The 22,205-nt window shown below is 65.3% G+C and carries 20 protein-coding genes; 10 read left to right on the forward strand and 10 right to left on the reverse strand.

Features of this window, described 5'->3' with window-relative positions:
• Positions 1–44 precede the first annotated feature (44 nt).
• From BRAGE_RS0121770 to BRAGE_RS49060, 4 genes are all read left to right on the forward strand, one after another.
• Positions 45–602 carry an HdeD family acid-resistance protein gene (locus tag BRAGE_RS0121770; RefSeq protein WP_027559061.1) on the forward strand — a complete coding sequence of 186 codons (558 nt, stop codon included), beginning with the start codon at positions 45–47 and terminating at the stop codon, positions 600–602.
• A gap of 349 nt (positions 603–951) precedes the next feature.
• On the forward strand, positions 952–1,209 hold the full coding sequence (locus BRAGE_RS0121775; RefSeq protein ID WP_027559060.1) for a hypothetical protein: 258 nt from the start codon (positions 952–954) through the stop codon (positions 1,207–1,209).
• 59 nt (positions 1,210–1,268) lie between these two features.
• Positions 1,269–2,507 carry an efflux RND transporter periplasmic adaptor subunit gene (locus BRAGE_RS0121780; protein WP_035729959.1) on the forward strand — a complete coding sequence of 413 codons (1,239 nt, stop codon included), beginning with the start codon at positions 1,269–1,271 and terminating at the stop codon, positions 2,505–2,507.
• Positions 2,504–5,692 (forward strand): efflux RND transporter permease subunit, encoded by a 3,189-nt coding sequence (locus BRAGE_RS49060; protein WP_051377980.1) that lies wholly within the window; start codon positions 2,504–2,506, stop codon positions 5,690–5,692. The genes BRAGE_RS0121780 and BRAGE_RS49060 overlap by 4 nt, the downstream gene beginning before the upstream one ends.
• A 46-nt stretch (positions 5,693–5,738) precedes the next feature.
• Here BRAGE_RS49060 and BRAGE_RS0121790 read toward each other — a convergent pair whose 3' ends face one another.
• From BRAGE_RS0121790 to BRAGE_RS0121800, 3 genes are read right to left on the reverse strand one after another with little or no spacing between them, the layout of a single operon-like run.
• Positions 5,739–6,089 carry a phasin gene (locus tag BRAGE_RS0121790; RefSeq protein WP_027559058.1) on the reverse strand — a complete coding sequence of 117 codons (351 nt, stop codon included), beginning with the start codon at positions 6,087–6,089 and terminating at the stop codon, positions 5,739–5,741.
• A gap of 28 nt (positions 6,090–6,117) precedes the next feature.
• Positions 6,118–6,981 (reverse strand): alpha/beta fold hydrolase, encoded by an 864-nt coding sequence (locus tag BRAGE_RS0121795; RefSeq protein WP_027559057.1) that lies wholly within the window; start codon positions 6,979–6,981, stop codon positions 6,118–6,120.
• Between the two features lie 9 nt (positions 6,982–6,990).
• A complete protein-coding gene (locus BRAGE_RS0121800) occupies positions 6,991–9,498 on the reverse strand; it encodes an alpha/beta hydrolase (RefSeq protein ID WP_027559056.1) in 2,508 nt (835 codons plus the stop codon).
• Positions 9,499–9,628: 130 nt separating this feature from the next.
• Here BRAGE_RS0121800 and BRAGE_RS0121805 point away from each other — a divergent pair, with 130 nt between their 5' ends.
• From BRAGE_RS0121805 to BRAGE_RS0121825, 5 genes are all read left to right on the forward strand, one after another.
• On the forward strand, positions 9,629–10,555 hold the full coding sequence (locus BRAGE_RS0121805) for an alpha/beta fold hydrolase (RefSeq protein ID WP_027559055.1): 927 nt from the start codon (positions 9,629–9,631) through the stop codon (positions 10,553–10,555).
• Positions 10,552–11,154, forward strand: a complete 603-nt coding sequence (locus BRAGE_RS0121810; protein WP_027559054.1) for a hypothetical protein — start codon at positions 10,552–10,554, stop codon at positions 11,152–11,154. Before BRAGE_RS0121805 ends, BRAGE_RS0121810 begins: the two co-directional genes overlap by 4 nt.
• Before the next feature lie 98 nt (positions 11,155–11,252).
• Positions 11,253–11,900: a CoA transferase subunit A gene (locus tag BRAGE_RS0121815; RefSeq protein ID WP_027559053.1), complete on the forward strand. Its 648-nt coding sequence runs from the start codon at positions 11,253–11,255 to the stop codon at positions 11,898–11,900.
• Positions 11,901–11,903: 3 nt separating this feature from the next.
• Positions 11,904–12,554 carry a 3-oxoacid CoA-transferase subunit B gene (locus BRAGE_RS0121820; protein ID WP_027559052.1) on the forward strand — a complete coding sequence of 217 codons (651 nt, stop codon included), beginning with the start codon at positions 11,904–11,906 and terminating at the stop codon, positions 12,552–12,554.
• A gap of 11 nt (positions 12,555–12,565) precedes the next feature.
• Positions 12,566–13,024 carry a MaoC family dehydratase gene (locus BRAGE_RS0121825; protein WP_027559051.1) on the forward strand — a complete coding sequence of 153 codons (459 nt, stop codon included), beginning with the start codon at positions 12,566–12,568 and terminating at the stop codon, positions 13,022–13,024.
• 169 nt (positions 13,025–13,193) lie between these two features.
• Here BRAGE_RS0121825 and fabI read toward each other — a convergent pair whose 3' ends face one another.
• The 4 genes from fabI to BRAGE_RS0121845 are packed head-to-tail and all read right to left on the reverse strand — an operon-like array spanning position 13,194 to position 18,419.
• On the reverse strand, positions 13,194–13,982 hold the full coding sequence (fabI, locus tag BRAGE_RS0121830) for an enoyl-ACP reductase FabI (protein ID WP_027559050.1): 789 nt from the start codon (positions 13,980–13,982) through the stop codon (positions 13,194–13,196).
• Positions 13,979–15,193, reverse strand: a complete 1,215-nt coding sequence (locus BRAGE_RS0121835) for an acetate/propionate family kinase (protein ID WP_027559049.1) — start codon at positions 15,191–15,193, stop codon at positions 13,979–13,981. The genes fabI and BRAGE_RS0121835 overlap by 4 nt, the downstream gene beginning before the upstream one ends.
• A 5-nt stretch (positions 15,194–15,198) precedes the next feature.
• On the reverse strand, positions 15,199–16,161 hold the full coding sequence (locus tag BRAGE_RS0121840; RefSeq protein ID WP_027559048.1) for a phosphate acetyltransferase: 963 nt from the start codon (positions 16,159–16,161) through the stop codon (positions 15,199–15,201).
• A gap of 29 nt (positions 16,162–16,190) precedes the next feature.
• Complete coding sequence (locus BRAGE_RS0121845) at positions 16,191–18,419, reverse strand: DUF3141 domain-containing protein (protein WP_027559047.1); 2,229 nt, start codon at positions 18,417–18,419, stop codon at positions 16,191–16,193.
• Between the two features lie 160 nt (positions 18,420–18,579).
• Between BRAGE_RS0121845 and BRAGE_RS0121850 the strand changes: the two genes are divergently transcribed.
• Positions 18,580–19,116 (forward strand): GNAT family N-acetyltransferase, encoded by a 537-nt coding sequence (locus tag BRAGE_RS0121850; RefSeq protein WP_027559046.1) that lies wholly within the window; start codon positions 18,580–18,582, stop codon positions 19,114–19,116.
• A gap of 3 nt (positions 19,117–19,119) precedes the next feature.
• Here the strand turns inward: BRAGE_RS0121850 and BRAGE_RS0121855 are convergent, their stop codons facing one another.
• Genes BRAGE_RS0121855 through BRAGE_RS0121865 form a run of 3 tightly spaced genes read right to left on the reverse strand, consistent with a single transcriptional unit; the run spans position 19,120 to position 22,185 of the window.
• Positions 19,120–19,575, reverse strand: coding sequence for a hypothetical protein (locus BRAGE_RS0121855; RefSeq protein ID WP_027559045.1), 456 nt, complete (start codon positions 19,573–19,575; stop codon positions 19,120–19,122).
• Positions 19,559–20,476, reverse strand: a complete 918-nt coding sequence (locus BRAGE_RS0121860; RefSeq protein WP_027559044.1) for a DUF2950 domain-containing protein — start codon at positions 20,474–20,476, stop codon at positions 19,559–19,561. The genes BRAGE_RS0121855 and BRAGE_RS0121860 overlap by 17 nt, the downstream gene beginning before the upstream one ends.
• A complete protein-coding gene (locus BRAGE_RS0121865; protein ID WP_027559043.1) occupies positions 20,473–22,185 on the reverse strand; it encodes a DUF3300 domain-containing protein in 1,713 nt (570 codons plus the stop codon). The genes BRAGE_RS0121860 and BRAGE_RS0121865 overlap by 4 nt, the downstream gene beginning before the upstream one ends.
• Between the last annotated feature and the right edge of the window lie 20 nt (positions 22,186–22,205).

The following is a 22,205-nucleotide window of genomic DNA, read 5'->3' on the forward strand; positions in this document are numbered from 1 at the left end:
ACCATCCGAAGCGTGCCGATCATCTCGGATCTGGAGGGATGGCGATGACGGTGTTTGACAGCCGCTCCCGCATCGAAGCTCTGGGGCCTCCGCCATTCTGGGTTTGCGCGCTGCTCGGCATTGTCTTGATCGCCGCCGGCGCTCTCGCGCTCGGTGACGTCGTGTTCGCGACCATCATCAGCGTCAAGCTGATTGGGCTGACCGCCATCGCCGCCGGCGCGTTCGAGATTGCGCACGCCTTCTGGACCAAGGGATGGGGCGGATTCCTCTGGCAGGTCCTGCTCGGCGCGCTCTATCTCGCCTTCGGTCTGCTGCTGCTCACCCAGCCCGCCTCCGGCGCGCTGATCCTGACCAATTTGCTCGGCGCGGTGCTGTTCGCATCGGGCGTCATCCGATTCATGCTGAGCTTTGCCCATTGGCGGCAGAACGGCTGGACGATGCTGATCTCCGGCGCCTTCGCGATCGTCGCGGGCGTGCTCATCCTGTTCGGCTTCCCGACCATCAGCGCCTGGGCGCTCGGATTCCTGCTCGGCGTCGACCTGATCGCCCACGGCCTGGCATGGCTGGTCTACGCGCTGCAATCGGCACGGACGACCGCATAACAACGGAGAAAACGTAATGGACGCTTCCAGCCGCCGCGCCTTCCTCGGCTTCGCAACCAATGCCCTTGCCGCCGCTGCGATCGGCGCCGCCGGCGCTCGCCTCGTCAGCGTCGCGAACGCGATGCCGGTCGATCCCGCTCCCGGACGTGGCAGCGAGCCCTTGGATGACGTGACGCAGGCACAGTGGGGGCCAGGATGGGGGCCGGGTCCAGGCCCGGGATGGGGGCCGGGTCCGGGATGGGGTCGCCCGCCGCCACCGCGCCGGCGGCGCCGCTGGGTCTGCTGGTGGCATCGCGGCCGCCGTCACTGCGGATGGCGCTGGTAGGTGCCTCCCGAGGATCACACCAAGATGAGGGAGGACATGGTGCGCAACAAGAGCCAATGGGTCCTCGCCGCCGTGCTGGCAGCGCTGCTGGTGGCGGCGAGCTGGTTTTGTCTCTCGGTCTGGCGATCGACCCCGGCGATGCCGACCTACGGCAACGTCATCCTGGCCGTGGCGGCGATCCTCGTTCTGGTGTCCGGCTGCGGCCTGATCGCGCTGATGTTCTACAGTCAGCGCAAGGGCTACGACGAGCCGGCGCGCAGCGACCGCACCGCGCGGGACTAACGCTGTCTTTCGGTCGATGATCGAGCCGTCAGGCCTCAAGCCTGGAGCAAGGAGCGAGCATGAACCTTGCTGACGTCCCGACCAGGCTGCTAGCGGCAAGCCTGCTGATGCTGGCAGCCACTGGGGCGGCGCGGGCCCAGTCTGCTCCGTCGGCACCTGTCGTCGGCGTCGTCGAAGCGACGCAGCGGCCGATCACCGAGACCGCCGAGTTTCTCGGCCGGATCGAGGCGGTCAATCGGGTCAACATTGCCGCCCGCGTCACCGCCTTCCTGGAGCAGCGGCTGTTCACCGAAGGGGCCGAGATCAAGAAGGGCGATGAGCTCTATCGCCTGGAGCGCGGGCCGTTCGAGGCTGACGTAGCGTCCAAGCAGGCGCAGGTCGTACAGCTCGAGGCAACGCTGGAGAATGCCAAGCTGACGACAGAGCGCGCACGCACCCTGCTGGGCGGGCCGGCCGGTCAGCAATCGACCTACGACGCAGCGATCGCGAACCAGCGCAGCCTGGAGGCCCAGGTCAAGGCCGCGCAGGCACAGGTCGAGGCTTCCCAGATCAACCTCGACTACACCGTGATCAGCGCGCCGATCGACGGCAAGATCGGACGCACGGCCGTGACGGAAGGCAACATCGTCAGTCCAAGCTCGGGCGTGTTGACCACGATCGTCAGCCAGGATCCGATGTATGTCACCTTTCCGGTGCCGCTGCGTCAGGGCCTGGAGCTGCGCGAACGATACGGCCCGCAAGGCGGCCTCGAAGCGGTCACTATCAGGCTGCGGCTGCCCGACGGGCGCATGTACGGGCAATCGGGCAAGCTCAATTTCGTCGACAACAGCATCGCGCAAAACACCGATACGATCACCGTGCGCGGAGAGATCGCCAATCCGATCCTGCGCGCTCCATCAGCCGCAGGCGTGACGGTTCACGAGCTCACCGACGGCGAATTCGTCACCGTCGTGCTCGAAGGCGTCCAGCCGGTCGAGGTGCTGGCGATCCCACGCTCGGCTGTGCTGTCCGACCAGCGCGGCGATTACGTCCTCGTGGTCGGCGCCGACAACAAGGCCGAGCAGCGCCGCATCCAGCTCGGACAGTCGACGCCGACCATCGCTTCCGTTATCAACGGGCTTGCAGCCGGCGAGAAGGTGATCGCCGAGGGCCTGCAGCGGGTCCGTCCGGGTCAGGCCGTCGCTCCCGAGCCGGCGAGCGCGCTGATCCTGTCGAGCATGAAGGCTCCGGCGAGCGGCGCGGCTTCGCCGGGCGATCATGGCGCGTCCGCTCCGACGCGCCCCGGCAGCCGCCCATGATTTCGAGCGTCTTCATCGACCGCCCCCGGCTTTCGATGGTGATCGCCTTCGTCATCACCATCGCCGGCGCGCTGGCGCTCACGCAGATTCCGGTGGCGCAGTTTCCGGACATCGTGCCGCCGCAGGTCACCGTCGCCGCAACGTTCCCCGGCGCCTCCGCCGAGGTCGTGGAGAGCAGCGTCGCACAGCCGCTGGAAGCGCAGGTGATCGGCGTCGACCGCGCGCTCTACATGAAATCGACCAGCGGCAATGACGGCAGCTACACGCTCACGGTGTCCTTCGCGCTCGGCACCAATCCCGACATCAACACCGTCAACGTCAACAACCGCGTGCAGAGCGCCCAGTCGCAATTGCCGACGGAAGTGCAGCAGCAGGGCGTGACGGTGCAGAAGCGATCTTCGTCGATCCTGCAGTTCCTCGTGCTCTACAGCGCGAACGGCCAGCAGGACCCGCTCTTCATCACCAACTACGCCATCATCAACGTGCTCGACGCGATTGCGAGCACGCCCGGCGTCGGCCAGGCGAACCTGTTCGCCAAGATGAATTACTCGATGCGGATCTGGTTCGACACGCAGCGGCTGACCAGTCTCAACCTGACCCCGTCGGACGTGATCGCTGCGATCCGCGCGCAGAGCGTCCAGGCTCCCGTCGGCCGCATCGGCGCGCGGCCGATCAGCGACGACCAGCAATTCCAGTTCAACGTCCAGACCCAGGGCCGGCTGGCGACCGTCGACCAGTTCGCGAGCATCGTGCTGCGCGCCAATCCGGATGGATCCTCGCTGCTGGTGCGTGACGTTGCCCGGGTCGAGATGGGCGCGCAGAATCTCGACAGCGAAGCGCGGATCGACGGGCGCGCAGCCGTTCCGATCGCGATCTACCTCGCGCCGGGCGCCAACGCCGTCACCACGGCGCGCGCGGTCGCCGACACGATGCAGCGGCTGTCGACCCGGTTCCCTCCGGGCCTCAGCTATCTCGTGCAATACGACTCCACGACCTTCGTGCGGGATACCATCGCCGAGGTGCTGCGCACCCTGGGCGAAGCGTTTGTCCTCGTGGTGGTCGTGGTCTATCTGTTTCTCGGAAGCCTTCGCGCCACGGCGATTCCGGCCGTCGCCGTGCCGGTCAGCCTCATCGGCACCTTCGCCGTCCTGCTCGTGTTCGGCTATTCGGCCAATACGGTGTCCCTGCTCGCGATGGTGCTCGCCATCGGCATCGTAGTCGATGACGCCATCGTCGTGGTGGAAAATGTCGAGCGCGTCATGGCGGAAGAGCCTCAGCTGTCCCCGGCCGAAGCCAGCAAGAAGGCAATGAGCCAGATCACCGCGCCGATCATCGCGATCACGCTGGTGCTGCTCTCGGTGTTTGTGCCGATCGCGTTCATTCCCGGCATCTCGGGCACGCTGTTCCGCCAATTCGCGGTGACGATCAGCGCCGCCATGATGATCTCGGCATTGAATGCGTTGACGCTGTCCCCGGCGCTCTGCGCGCTGCTGTTGCGGCACAGCGGTCCGCGCCGCGGCGTCATGGGCCGCGTGCTCGGCGGAATTGACTGGGTGCGCGATCGCTACAGCGGCGCCGTTGGCCGGCTGGTGCGCATGGCCACCCTGTCGCTCCTGCTGGTGGCGCTCTTCGCTGCCGGGATCTTCGGCCTGTCGCTCGTGACCCCGACAGGGTTCCTCCCCGAGGAGGATCAGGGTGCCTTCTTCACCTCCGTGCAGCTGCCGGATGGCGCCTCGGTGGCGCGAACCAGCGAGGTCACCCGGCAGGTCGAGGCCGTCCTGAAACAGATGCCGGCGGTCGACCACGTCCTCGCGGTGATCGGGTTTTCCCTGCTCGACGGCGCCTCCGAGCCGAACAGCGCGCTCGTGGTGGCGCGGCTGAAGCCGTTCGCGGATCGCAACACGGCGGCGGATTCCGCACAGGCGCTCATCGCCAAGATGTTTGCGGCCGGAGCACAGATCCGGCAGGCCAACGTCCTGCCGTTCAACCTGCCGCCGATCATCGGGCTCTCCACCGGCGGCGGATTCGAATATCAGTTGCAAGCGCTGGAGGGACAGAGTCCGGCCGCGATCTCCAGCGTCACCAACGCGCTGATCGGCGCGGCCAATGCCGATCCCCGGCTCACACGTGTGTTCTCCACGTTCACCGCGACCAATCCGTCGCTTTACCTCGACATCGACCGCCGCAAGGCGCAGGCGCTGGGCGTTACGATCAGCGACATCTTCACCGCGCTCCAGGCCACGCTCGGCGGAATCTACGTGAACAACTTCAACCTGTTCGGAAGGACCTGGCAGGTCAACCTGCAAGGCGAGGCGTTCGACCGGGCCGACATCTCCGACATCTGGCGGATCTATGTGCGCAACAGCACGGGCCAGATGGTCCCGTTGAGATCACTGGCCGGGCTCAAGATCGTGACAGGCCCGCAAGTCATCACCCGCTACAACAACTATCGCTCGGTGACCATCAACGGCAGCCCCGCGCCGAACATCTCCTCGGGCACCGCGATCGCCGCGATGGCGCAGATCTCGGACAACGTGCTGCCGTCCGGCTACAGCTTCGCGTGGACCGGCACCGCCTATCAGGAGCAGCAGGCCGCGGGCCAGACCGGCATCGTGCTGATGCTCGCAGTGCTGTTCGCCTATCTGTTCCTGGTCGCGCTCTATGAGAGCACGGTGATCCCGATTCCCGTGCTGCTCTCGGTCGTCGTCGGCGTGCTGGGATCCTATCTCGGCATCAAGCTCGCGGGCCTCAATCTCGACCTCTATGGCCAGATCGGCCTCGTGGTCCTGATCGCCCTCGCGGCCAAGAATGGCATCCTGATCGTCGAATTCGCCAAGGAGCAGCGCGAGGCTGGCGTCGCGCTTCACGAAGCCGCCATCCAGGGCGCTCATATGCGCTTTCGCGCCGTCATGATGACGTCGGCCGCCTTCATCCTTGGCCTGTTGCCGCTCGTGATCGCGACCGGCGCCGCCGCGCTCAGCCGGCGCGCCGTGGGCACGGCCGTGTTCGCCGGCATGCTGGCCGCAAGCACAGTCGGGATCTTCCTGGTGCCGATGCTATACGTGGTCTTTCAGCGCATGCGCGAACGCGCGAAGGCGGCACTCAAGCGCACGCCGCGACGACACGATCGCGACAGCAGAGCGACGACCGAGCCGCCGGACCTCGCGTCTGGCGGCTCTGAGTAGACTATCACGGCCATGTCCTTCGACCCGCCCATGACCGTCCGGCGTGTCAACTCTTCGGGGTGAACAGGCCGCCAGCGGCTTTCATCGCCGATTCGCCCACGGTCCTCGCCTGGTCGGTCAAAGCCCGCATCTGGTCCTGGAAGAAATCGGCCTGGAGCTTGAGTGCGTCCTGCATGTCCTTGGCCTGGATCAGCTTATCGCCGAGGTCGAAGGTGGCGGTGACGTTGCGCTGCATGAAGCTGGAAAATTCCTTGGCCTGGTTTGCGATCGGCAGCGGGGAAGCGGCAAGTCCCTTCTCCAGCATCTCGAAATACTCCGCATTGGCCTTGCGCAGACGGCCGAGCGCTTCGGCCAAAGCCGTGCGGATACCTTCGACGGACGAATTGATTTCTGCCATGACGTCTCTCCCTTCGAGGAGTTGGGGGTTAAGCGGCTAGTCCTCCGAACCAGGCTCCGAAATAACCAGCATAGAGCGCCGGCCGTTCGAGGTTCATCGAATGGCCGATGCCGGGGACGACCACCAGGCGGCAGTCCGGCATCGATTCGGCCATGGCGCGCAGATCAGCCGGCGCAATCCAGCCGTCCCACTCGCCCCACAAGACGAGGTGCGGATGCCGGATCTCCGGCATGCGCCGCTCCAGCTCGCGGCTCTCCTTCTCGCGCGTCAGGTTGACCGGCGTTCCGATCCAGACCCCCTCCGAGACGCCGAAGGTCTGCTCGATGATCCGGTCGAACAGCGCCTGGATCTCGCCGAGCCCCTCGCGAAAGCGCGGGACCATGTTCGGTGCCATGCTCTCCGGAACAAACAGCGACGAGGCGGCGGTCGCCATCACGGACCGCGTCAGCTCCTTGCTCGCCATCATCGCCCTGAACAACCCGATCTGCTCGGCGTTGAAGGCCATGCCGAGCGGCGTCACCGGATCGAGCGCAAAGACGCGGCCGAAGCGCTGCGGCTGCATCAACAGCATGCGCGCGGCGATGATGCCGCCGGTCGAATGGGTCGCAAGGTGGCAGTAGCCGATATCGAGCGCATCGAGCGCCGCCAGCATATCCTCGGCATGCTGTTGCATGGAGTAGTTGGCGTAATCCGCAGTCGGCTTCGGCCGGTCGCTGTCACCGCAACCACGCCAGTCGATTGCGATGACGCGCAAGCCGGTTGGAAACAAGGGCGCCGCGAGCTCGATCCAGTCCTTGCTGGCGAGATTGCCGTGGACGAAGACGACCGTGACGTCGCCTCGCCCCCACTCCCGCCAGCCAAGCTGCACCTCGCCCGCCTGCACTCTCGGCATCGACAGGTCCTACTTGTTGAGGCCGGCCGTCGGCGCCGCGCCGGGCGGCGTCGGCGCCACCGGCAAGGCCGACACCACCGCGCCCTTGATCATGCGGTCGGTGCCTTGCGGCGACGAGGTATCGACCGTTCCCTTGGTCACGAAGTCCACCACATCGGCGGAATATTCCACGGGGTTGTCGGTGTGGATGAAGTGTCCGGTCTCCGGATAGATCTTGAGCATCGGCCGATTGCCGGCATTCGTCATTCGCGTCATGAACGGCGTGATGACGTCACGACCGAGGTCGGTCAGCCCGTTGAACGCGGGTGTCGGGATGAACGGCTCCTTGTCGCCGAACGCGAGGAAGATCGGCGCCTTGATCTGGGTGACCCGCTCATAGAGGTTCTTCGGGTCATCCTGCTGCAGCTCCGCGCCTATCGTGTAGATGTCGAAGATGAAGACGTTGCACCACTGCTCGAGCTCCTTGGGGTTGCCCTTGGTGAGCCCGACGCGCTGCTCGGTGTGAAGGCGGGCATATTCGCTGTCGCTGAAGAAATAGCCGCTCTTCGCCGTCGAGACCACGCCGGTGTTGGGGTCACGCTTCTTGAAATAGAAGAAGTCGCGGATGTTCTGCTCGTCGCGCGCCTTTTCCGCCGCGAGGATGCCGGTCTGGTCCCAGACCTGCCTCCACTTGTCGAAGTCGCGGCCGAGGGTCGGATCGAACAGCGGCGCCTTCTTGTCCTTGGCGATGGTGATTTCGCGCGGATATTCCTCGAGGCCTGACGGCGCTTCCAAAGCGAGGCCCTGCACCGCATCCGGCCAGGTCAGGGCGTAGCCCACGACGAACTGACCGCCGAGCGAGTGACCGAGATAATAGGCCTTCTTGACGCCGAGCTGGTTGACGACGAGGTCGTAAATCACCTCGCGCATGTCCTGCATGGTGCGCGCCGGGCTCTTGTCGAGATTGCCGGGCCCCGACATACCATAATGCGGCAGGTCAGGCACGATCACGCGCAGGCCGCTGCGCAGCGCGTATTGCATGATGTTGCCGTAGTGACCGCCGAACGCACCCTTGCCGTGGATGATGACGAGCACCTTCGGATCCTTGTCGGTGCCGGCATACTCGTCCATGTAGCCGATCTCCCAGGCGTTGCCGCTCTTGTCCTTGGCGTTGGCAAATTTGACCGGATAGGGATAGGTCACATACGCCTTCCAGAACGACTTCTTGGGATCGATGTTCTGCGCGACGTCGGGCACGCGGTAATTCTTGTCGACGAATTTCTGGGCGCGGTCGAGCGCCACCACGTCGTCCATGAAGGCGACGAACTTCGGATCGTTCTTGCGCTGGTTGATGATCGGGAACACGCCGTAGTGCGCGACCGGGCTCTCCTGCGCGATCAGGTCCGCACCGGGCACGCGATCGACCGCCTTCTGCGCCAGCTTGAAGTTGAGCCAGAGATCGTTGGTGATGTGCATCACCAGCGTGCGGGCCTGGATGCGGCCGAGATACGGGTTGATGTTGTGCGTCTCGCCGACCCGGTTGCGCCAGACGAGGTCGACTGCGTCATAGAGCTTGGCGCGGTTGGTGACGTTCAAGCCGGCCTTCTCGTTCGGCGGATCCCAATAGAAGATCTCCGGCTGCACCGCTGGCCAGTTCTGGGTCGTGCGGAAAGCAAAGTCGTAACCGGTCATGCCGAGGATCGACCAGCCGAATGCAACGCCCGGGACCGGATGCTTTTCCTTGGGCAGCTTGTAGTAATCGCCGTTGGTGGACTGCCAGACGGGATCGGACTCGATCGCCGCCGTCATCATCTGGAACGTCCAGTTGCCGACGGGGTCCTCGCCATCCGACTGCGTGGTACCGCCGATCGGCATCAGGGCGTTGATGTATTCCGGATGCATCACGCCCCAGACGTAAGTCTGCGTGCCGCCCATGGAGACGCCGGTGACCAGCGCGACGCGCGCGACCTTCAGCTCGTCGCGCAGCAGACGGTAATTCGCCTGCACCATGTCGTAGTAGCTGTACTGCGGAAACTTGATGCCGAGTCCGTCAGACGGCTTGCTCGCGCCCCAGGTGCCGAGCGGATCGACCATGATGACGTAATAGCGATCGGTGTCGATCGGCCGGCCCGGACCGATGATCGGCACCCCGCCCGACAATGCGGCGCCCTTGACCCACTGCTCGTACATGTCGGTGGAGTCGCCGGAATAATAGGAGTTGATCACGACAGCATTGGTGATCTCGCCGGCCGCGTTACGCCGGGCGTTGCCGATGGCGATGTAGGCGGTGCGCAGCTTGCCGGCGCCGAGCGACTCCAGCGTGACGCCGCCTTCGCCGCCGTTCTCCCATTTCGAGGGATCCGACAGGTCATACTTGCCGCCAAGGCGAAAGTTGGCGATCTCGTAAGTTTTCTTCAAACCGTCATGCTGCACCTGCGACGAACGCCGCGTGAAGGGTTGTGCGACTGCGAGCGCCGTGCCGACCAGCAGCAGGACCAGGCTGACCAAGCAGCGCCTGACGATATCTCTCGCGATCATGACGGAATCCTCCCTCGCGCATTTTGGCGAGACGCTAGGCAGGACAGCCGGGCGAGCTTTGATCTAACTCAATGGAATGTGCTTGCCGACGTTGAGGATCGCACAATCGAAACCGCCGCCGGCCAGTGCAATGCCCTTCCTCAGTCATGGCTCATACCGGGTACGCTATGAGCTGGACGGGCCGGCGGATGCTCCAGCCTTTGTGCTCGTGAACGGGCTTACGCAATATGCCGAACTCTGGTCGGCCTATCGCGAGGCGTTGCTGGCGCGTGGCTTTCGCGTTGCGACCTTCGACCTGCTCGGCCAGGGCGCTTCCGACAAGCCGACGCTCTTCATCAGTCAGGACGACCAGGTCACGGCGCTACGCCTGCTGATCGACGAGCTCGGCGACGGCCCGGTCTTCCTGAGCGGCATCAGTTTCGGCGGCCTGATCGCGCTGCGCTATGCCATCGCGCATGGCGCGCGGCTGTCCGGGCTCGTGCCGATGAGCTGCTTCGCCGAACTTACGCCGCAGCTTCTGCTGCTCGGCAATGCCTTGCGGACCGGGCTGATCCTCGGCGGCACAAGTTACCTCCAGGACCTCTTGCTGCCGATGAACCTGTCGGACCAATGGCTGGAGCCGCTGCTGGACAAGCTCGACGGCATCAAGCGTCAGGGCTGGCTCGTCAACGACGTCTACGCGCTCCAGAACCTGATGGAATCCTTCCTCGACTTCCAGCCGCTGACGCCGCGCCTGTCAGCGATCACGGTTCCGACCATGATCCTCAACGGTGAGTTCGATTTCCTGACGCCGCGCAGCCTGCACGAGACGTTGCGCGTCGAGATTCCCAACAGCTCACTAGTCATCGTGCCAAAGGCCTATCACGCCTTCACGCTGGAGAAAGGCGCGCTGACCGCCGATCTGCTCGCGCGCTTTGCCGAGGACGTGCTGGCCGGGCGCTGGCAAGGCAATCAAGCGGTCTGGATCGCGCCGGACGAGCCCGGCGGCGAGCTCACGCCGTTTCCCGCCGGCTACGACCATCTGCGCGCCATCCCGGTCAAGCGAGCGCTGCCATGAGCGGCTTCCTTGGTCCTCTCGATTTCGACAGCCGCATTCCACGGCGGCAGCAGACGCGGGTCGCAGCATTCCTGATCTCGGCGCATGGCGCCCTCGCCCGGCAATTCGCCTTCACCCTACCCATGAGGCTCGATGCCGCCTGGCAGACCGAACTGAACGCGCAGTTCTATCGTGAGAGCGAGATCGTCTCGCTGCTGATGCGCGCCACCTCGTGGATTCCCGATCTTGCCCTGGGATACATGGCCGCATCCTGGGAGACCGCCTGGTTGCCGGCGCCCATCGACGGGATCGCAGATCCTCGCCTCGCCCAGGCGGTTCACCTCGCAACGCTTGCCCATGCCGTTCACGCCGGCATCCGACCGGCTGCGCTGCTCCCGGTCGAGGCCAATGCGCAGGATCCCTTTGTCATGGCTCTGCGCCGTATCGAGTTCGAGAGCAGCCGGCTGTTGCAGGCGCAGATCCTGTTCCTTAAGGGCGAAGACCTTGCGCCATATCGGGACGCCGTGAGCGCGGCGCTCGAGCAGCGCCACGACAGCGTTCGCAAGCTTTGGCGCGAGACGCTCGCGAGCATCGGCGTGGACGCACCCGGAACGGAATGACCGGGAGCCTTGATGCAGATCAAAGGAGGGCAACCGGCCGGCGCCAACATCGCACCGTCGCCATTCTGCGCATCGCCGGCCGACCGGGAGTTTCAATCATGAAGGCCGTCTCCGTCGAAGAAGCCGTTGCGATGATCCCGGCAGGCGCCAGCGTCATGGTTGGCGGCTTCATGGGCGTAGGAACTCCGGAGCGCCTGCTCGACGAGATCGTGCGGCAGAAGAAGACCGGGCTGACGCTGATTTGCAACGATGCAGCCACGCCCGGCAAGGGCGTCGGCAAGCTGTTCGATGCGGCGCTGGTCTCCCGCTTGACCGCCACACATATCGGTCTCAATCCGAAAGCCCAGCAGCAGATGCTGGCGAACCAGATCGCGGTCGATCTCATTCCGCAGGGCACCTTCGTCGAGCGCATTCGTGCAGGCGGATGCGGTCTCGGCGGCGTGCTCACGCCGACCGGCGTCGGCACGCTGGTTGCGGAAGGCAAGCGCCAGATCGAGGTCGATGGCAAACCCTTCCTGCTCGAGACCGCGCTGCGGGCGCAATTCGCGCTGGTGCACGCCTTCCTCGCCGACTATCTCGGCAACCTCGCCTACGCGCTGACGTCGCGCAACTTCAACCCAATCATGGCGATGGCCGCCGATACCGTCATCGTCACGACGGAGAACATCGTGCCGGTCGGCGTCATCGCGCCCGATCACGTCATGACACCGGCGCCGCTCGTCGACTATCTCATCACCAACGGGTGAGCCATGGATCCGCAGATCATCATCGCCCGGCGCGTCGCCAAGGAGCTCCGCAGCGGCAACCTCGTCAATCTGGGCATCGGCATCCCGACGCTGGTGGCCAATTACGTGCCGTCCGACCTCAAGGTCTTTTTCCAGTCGGAGAACGGCCTGATCGGCACCGGGCCGATCCCCGAGCAAGGCATGGCCCATCCCCTGCTCACGGACGCCGGCGGGCGGCCGATCAGCGCGCTGCCGGGCGCCGCCACCTTCGACAGCGCAATGTCGTTCGGACTGATCCGCGGCGGCCACGTCGATATCACCGTGCTCGGCGGCCTCCAGGTCGATGCGCACGGCCTTCTCGCCAACTGGATGATCCCCGGCAAGATGGTGCCGGGCATGGGCGGCGCCATGGACCTCGTCAGCGGCGCCAAGCGCGTCATCGTCGCCATGCAGCACGCCGCCAAGGGCAAGTCGAAGATCGTGGCGAAATGCTCGCTGCCGCTGACTTCGGCGCGGCCTGTCAACCTGGTCGTGACAGACATGGCCGTGATCGGCTTCCCCGACGGCAAGGCAACGCTCCTGGAAACCGCGCCCGGCGTCAGCGTCGGCGAGGTCCTGGCGCTGACGGAGGCGGAATTGACCATTCCCGATCACGTTCCGGAAATGAAGCTCTGAGCAGGCTGACCATGCGGATCTTCACGGACTTCGACGAGATCAAATCCGCCGTGGGCACCGAGATCGGAGCCAGCGACTGGATCGAGATCACCCAAGAGCGCATCAACCAGTTCGCCGAGGCGACCTGCGACGAGCAATGGATCCATGTCGACCAGGAGCGCGCGAGCAAGGAGATGCCCGGCGGCAAGACCATCGCTCACGGCCTGCTCTCGCTCGCTCTGGCGCCGTTGTTCATCCGCTCGGTGCTCAGCCTGAAGGGCCTGCGCAACACGCTGAACTACGGCGCCGACCGGATCAGATATCTCGCGCCGGTGCCGGCGGGCTCGAAACTGCGCGGCCGCGTCACGGTCGCCGAAGCCGAGGACGTGCCGCCCGACGGACTGCGCGTCAACTATCACCTCGTGATCGAGATCGAGGGCGGAAAGAAGCCCGCCTGCATCGCCGAGCTGATCGCCCTGCACTACCGCTGAAACAAAAGTTCGAAAACAACCCCATGCACAGTAGCCATGGGTTGATTCCACGATGCATTTTTCTGATTTGGCGAAAAGTCGTTGACCCGTCGGGCAAAACAGTGGCAATATGCCATCATCAGCCCGAGTGACCAGACGGCCGAATCCGGCGTGACAACGCGCGGCGCGATCAATCGATGATGTGGTAGCCGCCATCGATGTAGAGCACGCCGCCGGTGATCAGCTTGGCGCCGTCGAGCGCGAGGAAGGCGGTGGCGTTGCCGACATCGTCGATGCTGACGAGGCTGCGCGACGGCGCCTTGGATTGCGCCTTGTCCATCAGCTCGTCGAATTCCGGAATGCCTGAGGCCGCGCGGGTCGCAAGCGGTCCCGGCGAGATCGCGTGGACGCGGATGCCCTTCGGACCCAGTTCGGCGGCAGCATAGCGAACCGAGGCTTCGAGCGCGGCCTTGGCGACGCCCATGATGTTGTAGTTCTCCACCACCATCTGGCTGCCGTAATAGGTCATGGTGAACAACGTGCCGCCATCCTTCATCAGCGGCTCGGCGAGATGCGCCATGCGCAAGAACGACCAGCAGGAGACGTCCATGGTCTTGAGGAAGCCGTCACGGCCGACATCGACGACGCGGCCGTGCAAGGCCTCCTTGGGCGAGAAGGCGATGGAATGAAGCAGGAAATCGAGCTGGCCCCACTCCGACTTGATGCGCTCGAACACCGCTTCGGTCTGGCCCTCGACCATGACATCGAGCGGCATGAAGATCGGTGCTTCCAGTGCCTGCGCCAGCGGCTCGACATGCTTTTTGGCGCGGTCGTTCAGATAGGTGACGGCGAGATCGGCGCCGAGTGCCCGGAACGCCCTGGCGCAGCCCCAGGCGATCGACTGGTCGTTGGCGATGCCGACGACGAGGCCCTTCTTCCCCTTCAGGGCGACCTTGCTGTCCGGAAATACTGGGATCATGACACCCTCTCATGCCTGGGATTTTGCGAGTGGCCGTTCATCAGCAGCGCCAGCGTGTGCTGCGCGATCATCAGCTCCTCGTCGGTCGGCACCACGTAGACCGGGATGCGACTTGTCGCCGTCGAGATCAGCCGCGCATGGCGTGCGTTCTCGGCCGCATCGAGCGTCACGCCGAGCCAGCCGAGCTGCTCCGCCACGCGGGCGCGGATGCTGCTCGAGTTCTCGCCGATGCCGGCGGTGAAGACGAAGGCGTCGAGGCCCTGGAGCGCGGCCGCGAGCATGCCGGCGTTGAGGCCGATGCGATAGACGAAATAGTCCACCGCCAGCCTCGCCTGCGGATCGGGACTTGCTTCCAGCTCGCGCATGTCATTGCTGACACCGGAGAGACCTTTCAGGCCGCAATCGCGGTAGAGGAAATCCTGCACCTTCGATGCCGACATCCCCTTCTCGGAGATCAAATATAGCACCACGCCGGGATCGAGCTGGCCGGGGCGCGTGCCCATCGGCAGCCCGTCGAGCGCGGTGAATCCCATGGTGCTCTCGACGCTCTGTCCGCCCTTCATCGCGCACATCGATGCGCCGCTGCCGAGATGTGCGACGATCACCCGGCGCTTTGCGATATCAGGTGCGATCTGCGGCAAGGTCCGGGAGATATATTCATAGGACAGCCCATGGAAGCCGTAGCGCCGCACGCCCTCAGCGTGGAGCTGGTGCGGGATGGCGTAATGATCGGCCAGCGGCCCGTGCGTGCGGTGAAACGCGGTGTCGAAGCAAGCGACCTGCGGCACCGCAGGGAAATTGGCGAGGATCGAACGGATCGGCGCCAGATTGTGCGGTTGATGCAGCGGCGCCAGCGCGACGAAGCGCTCCAGCCGCGCCACCACGCCATGATCGACCAGGACCGGCCGCTCATAGTCAGGCCCGCCATGGACGACGCGATGCCCGACCGCCAGCGGATGGATGCGAACCTCGTTCCGCAGCCATTCGCCCGCAATGTCCATCGCCGCCGGAACGTCCGCGACGGCCTCGATCGGATAGGCGCGGTCGGCCATGGGATCGCCGCCCGCCCCACTCGCCCGCAGCCGCGGGCGGCTGCCGATGCCATCCACCTGCCCTTTGATCAACCGGCGCAGCGTGCCTTCGCCCTCGGCCGCGAAGACCTGGAACTTGACGCTCGACGAGCCCGCATTGACGACGAGGATGCTGTCCATGGCGGTCACGCCGGTACTGTCGGCGCCTTCTGGCGCCTTGCATGAGCATAGAGCGCGGCGACCGCGCAGGACGCCATCCGGGCCCGCGGAGTATCGGCGCGCGAGGTCAGAACAACAGGCACGCGCGCGCCGAGCACGATGCCGGCGCCATCGGCCTTGGCGAAATAAGCGAGATTCTTGGCGAGCATGTTGCCCGCTTCGAGGTCGGGCACGACCAGGATCTGCGCGCGGCCGGCGACCTCGGACTTGATGCCCTTGATGCGCGCGGATTCGACGTCAATGGCGTTGTCGAAGGCCAGCGGCCCATCGAGCAGGCCGCCGGTGATCTGCCCGCGGTCCGCCATCTTGCAGAGCGCGGCCGCCTCGATCGTGGACGGGATTTTCGACGTGACCGTCTCGACCGCGGACAGGATGGCGACGCGCGGCGATTTGCCGAAATTCGCCTGGGTGTACAGATCGATCGCGTTCTGGATGATGTCGCGCTTGGCGTCGAGATCGGGGAAGATGTTGATCGCGGCGTCGGTGACGAAGATGGTTTCGGCATAGGCCGGCACATCCATGACGAAGACATGGCTGATGCGCCGGTCGGTCCGCAGCCCCCCGACCTTCGCCGTCACGGCCCGCATCAGCTCGTCGGTGTGCAGACTGCCTTTCATCAGCAGCTCGGCCCGCGCGGCATGGATCAATTCGACGCCCTTGGCTGCGGCATCGTCGCTGTGCGCGGCATCGACGACCTCATAGCCGGAAATGTCCAATCCGAATTTCGCGGCCGTATCCCTGATCTTCTGCTCCGGCCCGACCAGCAGGGGCCGGATGATGCCGGCCACAGCGCTGTCAACGGCGCCCCGCAACGACGTCTCGTCGCAGGGATGCACGACGACGGTCGGCGCCGGCGGGATCGCCTTGGCAGCGGCGATCAGGCGATCGTACTTGCTGGGAGACTGCGTGGCCGTCGCATCTGGTGACATGATGTTGCTCCCGGTCCCTGCAATTTTCGCTACGACGCCTTCGCCTTTGGATCGAAAGGCGCAACATTCGACGCCGTTTCGGAAGGCCCGCCGATGTCGAGGCCGAACAAGCCGGCAACTTGCCACAGCCGTTTGGCCCGCTCGCCGGTGACGTCCTCGCTCGCGGACAGCACCTTCTCGACCGCCTCGAAAGCGCCGCGGCGAAGATTGACGTCGTCGGGCAGCATCTTCGGGATGGCGGCCAGCGCCGCGTCGCGATCGAGCAGCAGCATGAAGAACTGCTCCCGTACCAGCATCTTGAACTCGGGCAGGGTCATGCGCGCGCCGGCATGATCGCGGCGGACCCGGCGCAACGCCTCGATGCTGCGTTCATCGACCATCCCGCGCGCCGAGCCAACATAGAGCAAGGCGCGCAGCGCCGCTTCGCGTAGACCGCCCTCGCCGATCCGCGATTTCAGTTCAGCGATGCGCCTCTCGAGCATGGCGCGGTGTTCGGCGGTCATCTCACGCCGCTGGGATGGCACGGAGGTGGGATCGATCCCGACCGCCGCCTGGAGCGCCGGCGAACCATAGACGTTGAGGAAGATCGCTTCGCTCAGCGCCTCCTGCGAGTCGCGCCAGCTGTCCAGGGCGTGGACGATCTGCTTCGACATCTGCTCCTGGAACGCCAGGAACGGATTGTCCTTCGCAACCGGCTTGCGCTCCTCCTCGGCCTTCTCGGCCAATGATTTCACGGTCGCCATAAGGGGATTCCGGCTGCTGAACAGCTCGTATTGCAGCCGCAGCGGATGCATGTTGTGAGCCCACGCGGCCACTTTGGGCGTCACCATGCCCTTGATCCAGGGCTGGAGGAATTTCTGATAGGCCTTGAGATTGATCTCCGAGACGCGCTTGGCGGTGGCAAAGCGCCGCTCGTCCTCGGGGGAATTGCCGCCCATCGCGCGGATGTCGTCGAGCGTCCGCGCCTCGCAGCGCATCACCCACTGGCCGACGACCAGTTCCGAGCTCGCGGTCTCCTTGCCCTTCGCTTCAAAAGTGGCCTCATAGAGCCCGGGCGGAAGAACGTCGATCAGATCGATATTGCCGGAGAACTCCGCGTGCTCCTTCTTGGCGATGCCGCCAGACACGAAGATGCCGAGATGACCGATGCTCTCGTGCACGGTGTAGACGATGGTCTGGCCATAGGCCCTGATCTCGTCGACATCGGCGTAGCAATCCAGGATCCAGTCCAGCGCCTGCTGCGGCGGTGTGATGTTGTCGCCCTTGGAGCAGAACACCACGATCGGCGACCTGATGCTGCGCAGGTCGACCTTCTGGCCGTCGGACATCACGATGTTGCCGGCGGCGAGATTGTTGCCGACGAACAGCTCATCGACGATGAACTGGATTTCCTCGGCGTTGAGGTTGACATGGCCGCCCCACCAGCGCTCGAATTCGAGATAGCGGTCCGCCTCGGTGTCGACCTTGGAATAGACGTTGTATTGCTTGGTCCACAGCGTGTTCGACGGGTTCTGGTTCTCGAAATTCTGCACCAGCCAGGCGCCGTCGAACCTGCCGGCGCCGAGATCGCTGGTGAGCGCGGTGAGCCAGCTCCCGCCGAGCAGGCCGCCGGAATAGCGCATCGGATATTTGCCGTGCACGCCGGCCCAGTAGGCAAGCGGTGCGCCGGCGATGATCAGCGGACCGAACAGCTCGGGGCGCAGCGAGGCCAGGATCATGAGGGCCCATCCGGCCTGGCAATTGCCGATCACGCAGGGCTTGCCGTCGGCGTTGGGATGGCGCTCGATGACCTCTTCGATGAAGATGGCTTCGGCACGCGCGATGCGCTCGATGGTCTGTCCGGGCATCGGATCCGGCAGGAACCCGATGAAATAGCAGGGATGGCCTGCCTTCATGGCAACGCCGATCTCGCTGTCGGCCTTGAAGCCGCCGATGCCGGGGCCGTGGCCCGCGCGCGGATCGATCACGACGAACGGCCGCCGGTTCATGTCGATCTCGACATTGTCGGGCGGAATGATGCGCACCAGCGCGTAGTTGACGGGATCGTCCAGCTTGCGCCCGTCCATGATCAATTCGGCGGAATATTGCAGAACATGCGGCGCGGTCTGCGCGACATGTTCCCTGTATTGGTCGCCGCGCCGGCGCATGATATCCAGGAACAGGACACTGCGCTGGCCCGCGTCGATCATATATTCGACCGCCGAGGCGACGAGGCCCGACATCGGACCGCCCGGAATTTGCACCTTATCGATGGACATGTTTCGCCCTCTCCGTCGCGTTCGACCATTGACGGCGGCGGGTCAGGACGAACGTTGATCTAGGTCAAGATGACCTGCACGCTTGAAAGGCTCTTGTCCTGTAACGGGCTTACGAGGCGCGATTTGCTTGACGCGCCAATAGCTGCCAGGCGACATCGGCATGTCACAAATCGCTGATTACAGCGCGCAAGCCGCGCTGAAGGACGGCACCCCAGTCGAAATTCGCGCGCTTCGGCCGAGCGACGAGGCGGACATGCTCGCCGCGATCGAGCGCACCGGGCCGAGCTCGCTGCAGAGCCGGTTCTTCGTCATGAAGCGACACTTCTCGGAGAAGGAGCGCGCCTTCTTCATGGACGTCGATTTCAGCAATCACGTCGCGCTGGCTGCCTGGGCCCTGGAACAGGGTCGACCCGCGATCGTCGGCGGCGGCCGATATGTGGTCACAAATCCCGGCGAGGCGGAGATGGCCTTCGTCGTGGTGGATGCCTGGCAAGGCCGCGGGATCGGTTCCCTGCTGCTGAGGCATCTCATCGACATCGCGCGGGAACAGGAGATCCGCGAGCTCACGGCCGAGGTTCTGGCCGACAACGCGTCGATGCGGCGGGTGTTCGCGAAGTCCGATTTCAGGCCTGCGCGAAGCGAGGATCCGAGGACGGTGCGCCTGACTCTCGATCTTGGTTCCGCGCGGCCCGCTTGAACCTCACTTCAGGGTGATCGTGATCTCACTGATATTGGCGGCGAGCTCGAGTCCCGCCTTCGGGCCTTGCAGCACGATGGTCACGCCCTTCTCGTTGCGGAGGTGAACACCGTTGACGCCGCCGACCAGCGCAAAGCCGCCGCCGACGGAGCTGTAGGTGCCGGCGAAGTCACTGACATCGCGGATCCCTGAGGCCCAGCCGTCGAAACGGCCGACCGTCGCGCCGGCCGTGATGCCGAAGCTCAGACCGCTGATCCTGAACGGATAGGTCTTGCCGCGATAGGTCAGCACGCCGCTGCCGGCGCCGCCGCCGACCAGCAGGCCCGCCTTGACGAACTTGACCCTGACGTGACCGGATACTTGCGCAAAGGACGGTGTCGGCGCGGCGAGCCCGAGCGCCAGCAGCAGGAGCGCGATCAGGCGGAACATCCGCGTCCGCCGTTCAAGGTTTTGGGGCATCGACCTTCTTCCAGGTCTGGTCGGGATTGAACTGCGTGGTGCGCTCGGCGAGGAACTCGGTGCGCGTGCCGAGATCCTTCTGATAGACGACACCGTCGTGATTGACGAGGAAGGTCATGACGCCGGAATTGCCGTATTCCGCCGGCCAGGCGATCAGGCCGAAGCCTCCGATCATCTTGCCCTTGACGACATAGTTGAGCGCGCCGCCGCGCGCATCCGGGCCCTGCCCCTTGAGGATGTGGAAGTAGTAGCCGTGATAGGGCGCGGGGCCGACATCGCCGGCGCGATAGCCTTCCTTCGACGCCTCCGCCGCCAGCGCGCCGAGCGGGCTCGGATCGCTGTCGTCGCGCCAGAACAGGCCGTCCTTCTTGCCGGGCGAAGAGACGATGCGCTGCGCGTAGACGCCGGCGCCCTCGCCGCGGTCCTTGTCGGCATAATCGTTCTGCGCGTCGACATAGGCCAGCATGGTCTGGATCGCATCGAGCTCGTTGCGGCCGATGCGGCGGCGGAGCACCTCGATCCGGCCCTCGTCGGTGTTGAACGCCCAACCGTTCTTGGTGTTGACCAGCGGGATCGGGAACGGGAAGTCGTCCGGCCCGAGCATCAGCGTCGCGGTCTTGTTGCCCTCCGCCTTGATGTCGTGCTTGGCGTCGTACATCGAGGTGAAGCGCGCCCGGATGTCGTTGTCCGCGACCTCGTCGCCGGAGGAGACGATGTCCTCGGCATCCCTGCCGAGCACTTTCAGAATGTCTTTCGGGCCGCTCTTGACCGCGGCGGCAAGCGCAGCCGCGGCGTCTTCCGGTGTCTTGTAGGATTCCTGCGCGAGCGATGCCGATCCGAACAGCGCGAGCGCGACGAGGCCGGGCAGCACCGCGCGACGGAACGATTTCAGACCGGTCATGGCGTCACCTCCGCAGGAATCTTCGCGCCGCCGGCGAGCCAGTCGCGGTAGGTGCGGAATGTCAGCCCGAGCTTTTCGTAGTGGACGCGCAGATAGCCGTCGCTGCCGCGGGTCACGGCATCGGGCATCACCTGCTCGACCTCCTGCGCCATCACGCCGACATAGGCCTTGTCGCTGCCGATATAGCTGAAGCGATAGTAGCCGAGGCCGTTCGAGAGATGGCCGAGCAGAACGATGTCGTGCTTGAGCGCGATGTCGGAGCGCCGGCCTCCGCCGCCACCGCCGCGGCCGCCGCCTCCAAAGCCGCCTCCGCCGCCGCCGCGCATCGCCATGCCGCCACCGCCGCCGCCACGACCGGCGAAGCTCGCTCCGCCCCCGCCACCGCGCGGCATGCTCGCCATGCTGGCGCGTCCACGCGCGGATGCTGCGGCCGCTGACCGGCCGGAGGAGACATTCATCGCGCCGCCGCGATTGCCGCCGCCACGGTTGGCAGCAGTGGGACGATTGCCTCCTCCGCCACGGTTCGCAGCCTTGGCGCGGTCGCCGCCGCCCTTGTTCGCGCCCTTGGCCCGATCACCTGCACCGGCCCGATCACCCCCACCCGGCCGGTCTCGCGTCCCTGCACTCGGACGATCGCCGCGGTTGCCGGCGCGATCACCGGCTCCGCCGCGGTCTCCTGCACGGTCTCCGGCGCGATCGCCCGCACGGTCTCCCGCGCGGTCCCCTGCACCTTGGTTCGGACGCAGCACCTGGTTGCCGTCACGGCCGCGGAAATCCATCCGATCCGACGCGCCGGCCTTGATGTTGGTGTTGCCGAAGCGCTGCTGAACGTTGACGTTGTTGTAGCGCACACCGCCGCGATGCGCCGGATTGTGCTGCCAGCCGTTGGCGATGTTGGTGGTGCGATGATTGACGTAGACGTTGCGGTTGCCCCAGTTGCAGCCGCCGCCCCAGTAATTGCCCCAGCGCCCGATCGCCCAGGCGGTGCCGAAGGCGAGACCGGCCGCGACCACGCCCGCGCCGATATAGGACGGATAGCCCCAATAATAAGGCGGGTATTCCGCATAGGGCCAGCTGCCATACACCGTCGCCGGATCGTAATACGGCACATACATCTCCGCGGGATTGGCCTGCTGGATCACGACGACCTGCTTGCCTTCCTGCGACTGGACGCTGACCTTCTGCTGCTTGGTGGTGGTGAGCTTCTTGTTGTCATAGGCCTTGTTGCGCAGGCGCTGGATCGCATCCATCACATCGGGCTGCTGCGCGAGGAAGGCATCGCCGAGCTTCTTGGTCCAGTCGAGTTGGTCGCTCATCATGGCGAGGACATCGGCGGTGCTTGCAAGCGCCTTGATGCTGTCGTCCCAGCCCTGCTTCTCGACCTCGGTCTTGAGCGCATCGCCCTTCAGGCTCTTGCGCTCCTTCAGCCAGCGATCGGCCTGCACCACTTCGAGCGGATAGGTCGAGGCGGCCAGCACGTTGGCGAGCAGCTCGTCGGGATAGAGCGCGATCGGTGCGACCAGAGCCTCCAACTGCTCGGGCTTCAGCAGCTCGGCCGACGGCGCCGGCGGCGTTGCAGGCTGTGCCTGCGTAGCGGGTGCTGCCGGCGCGCTCGGCGCCGCCGGTGTGGTGGCCTGCGCCATCGCAGCGGCGGGCATCGCCACCACCACGAGCGCAAGCGCCATCAGGATCTTGCCGCAACGAACCATTGCAATCCTCCCAAGACTTC

The sequence above is a fragment of the Bradyrhizobium genosp. SA-4 str. CB756 genome (genome assembly GCF_000473125.1).
Taxonomy (GTDB): Bacteria; Pseudomonadota; Alphaproteobacteria; order Rhizobiales; family Xanthobacteraceae; genus Bradyrhizobium; species Bradyrhizobium arachidis.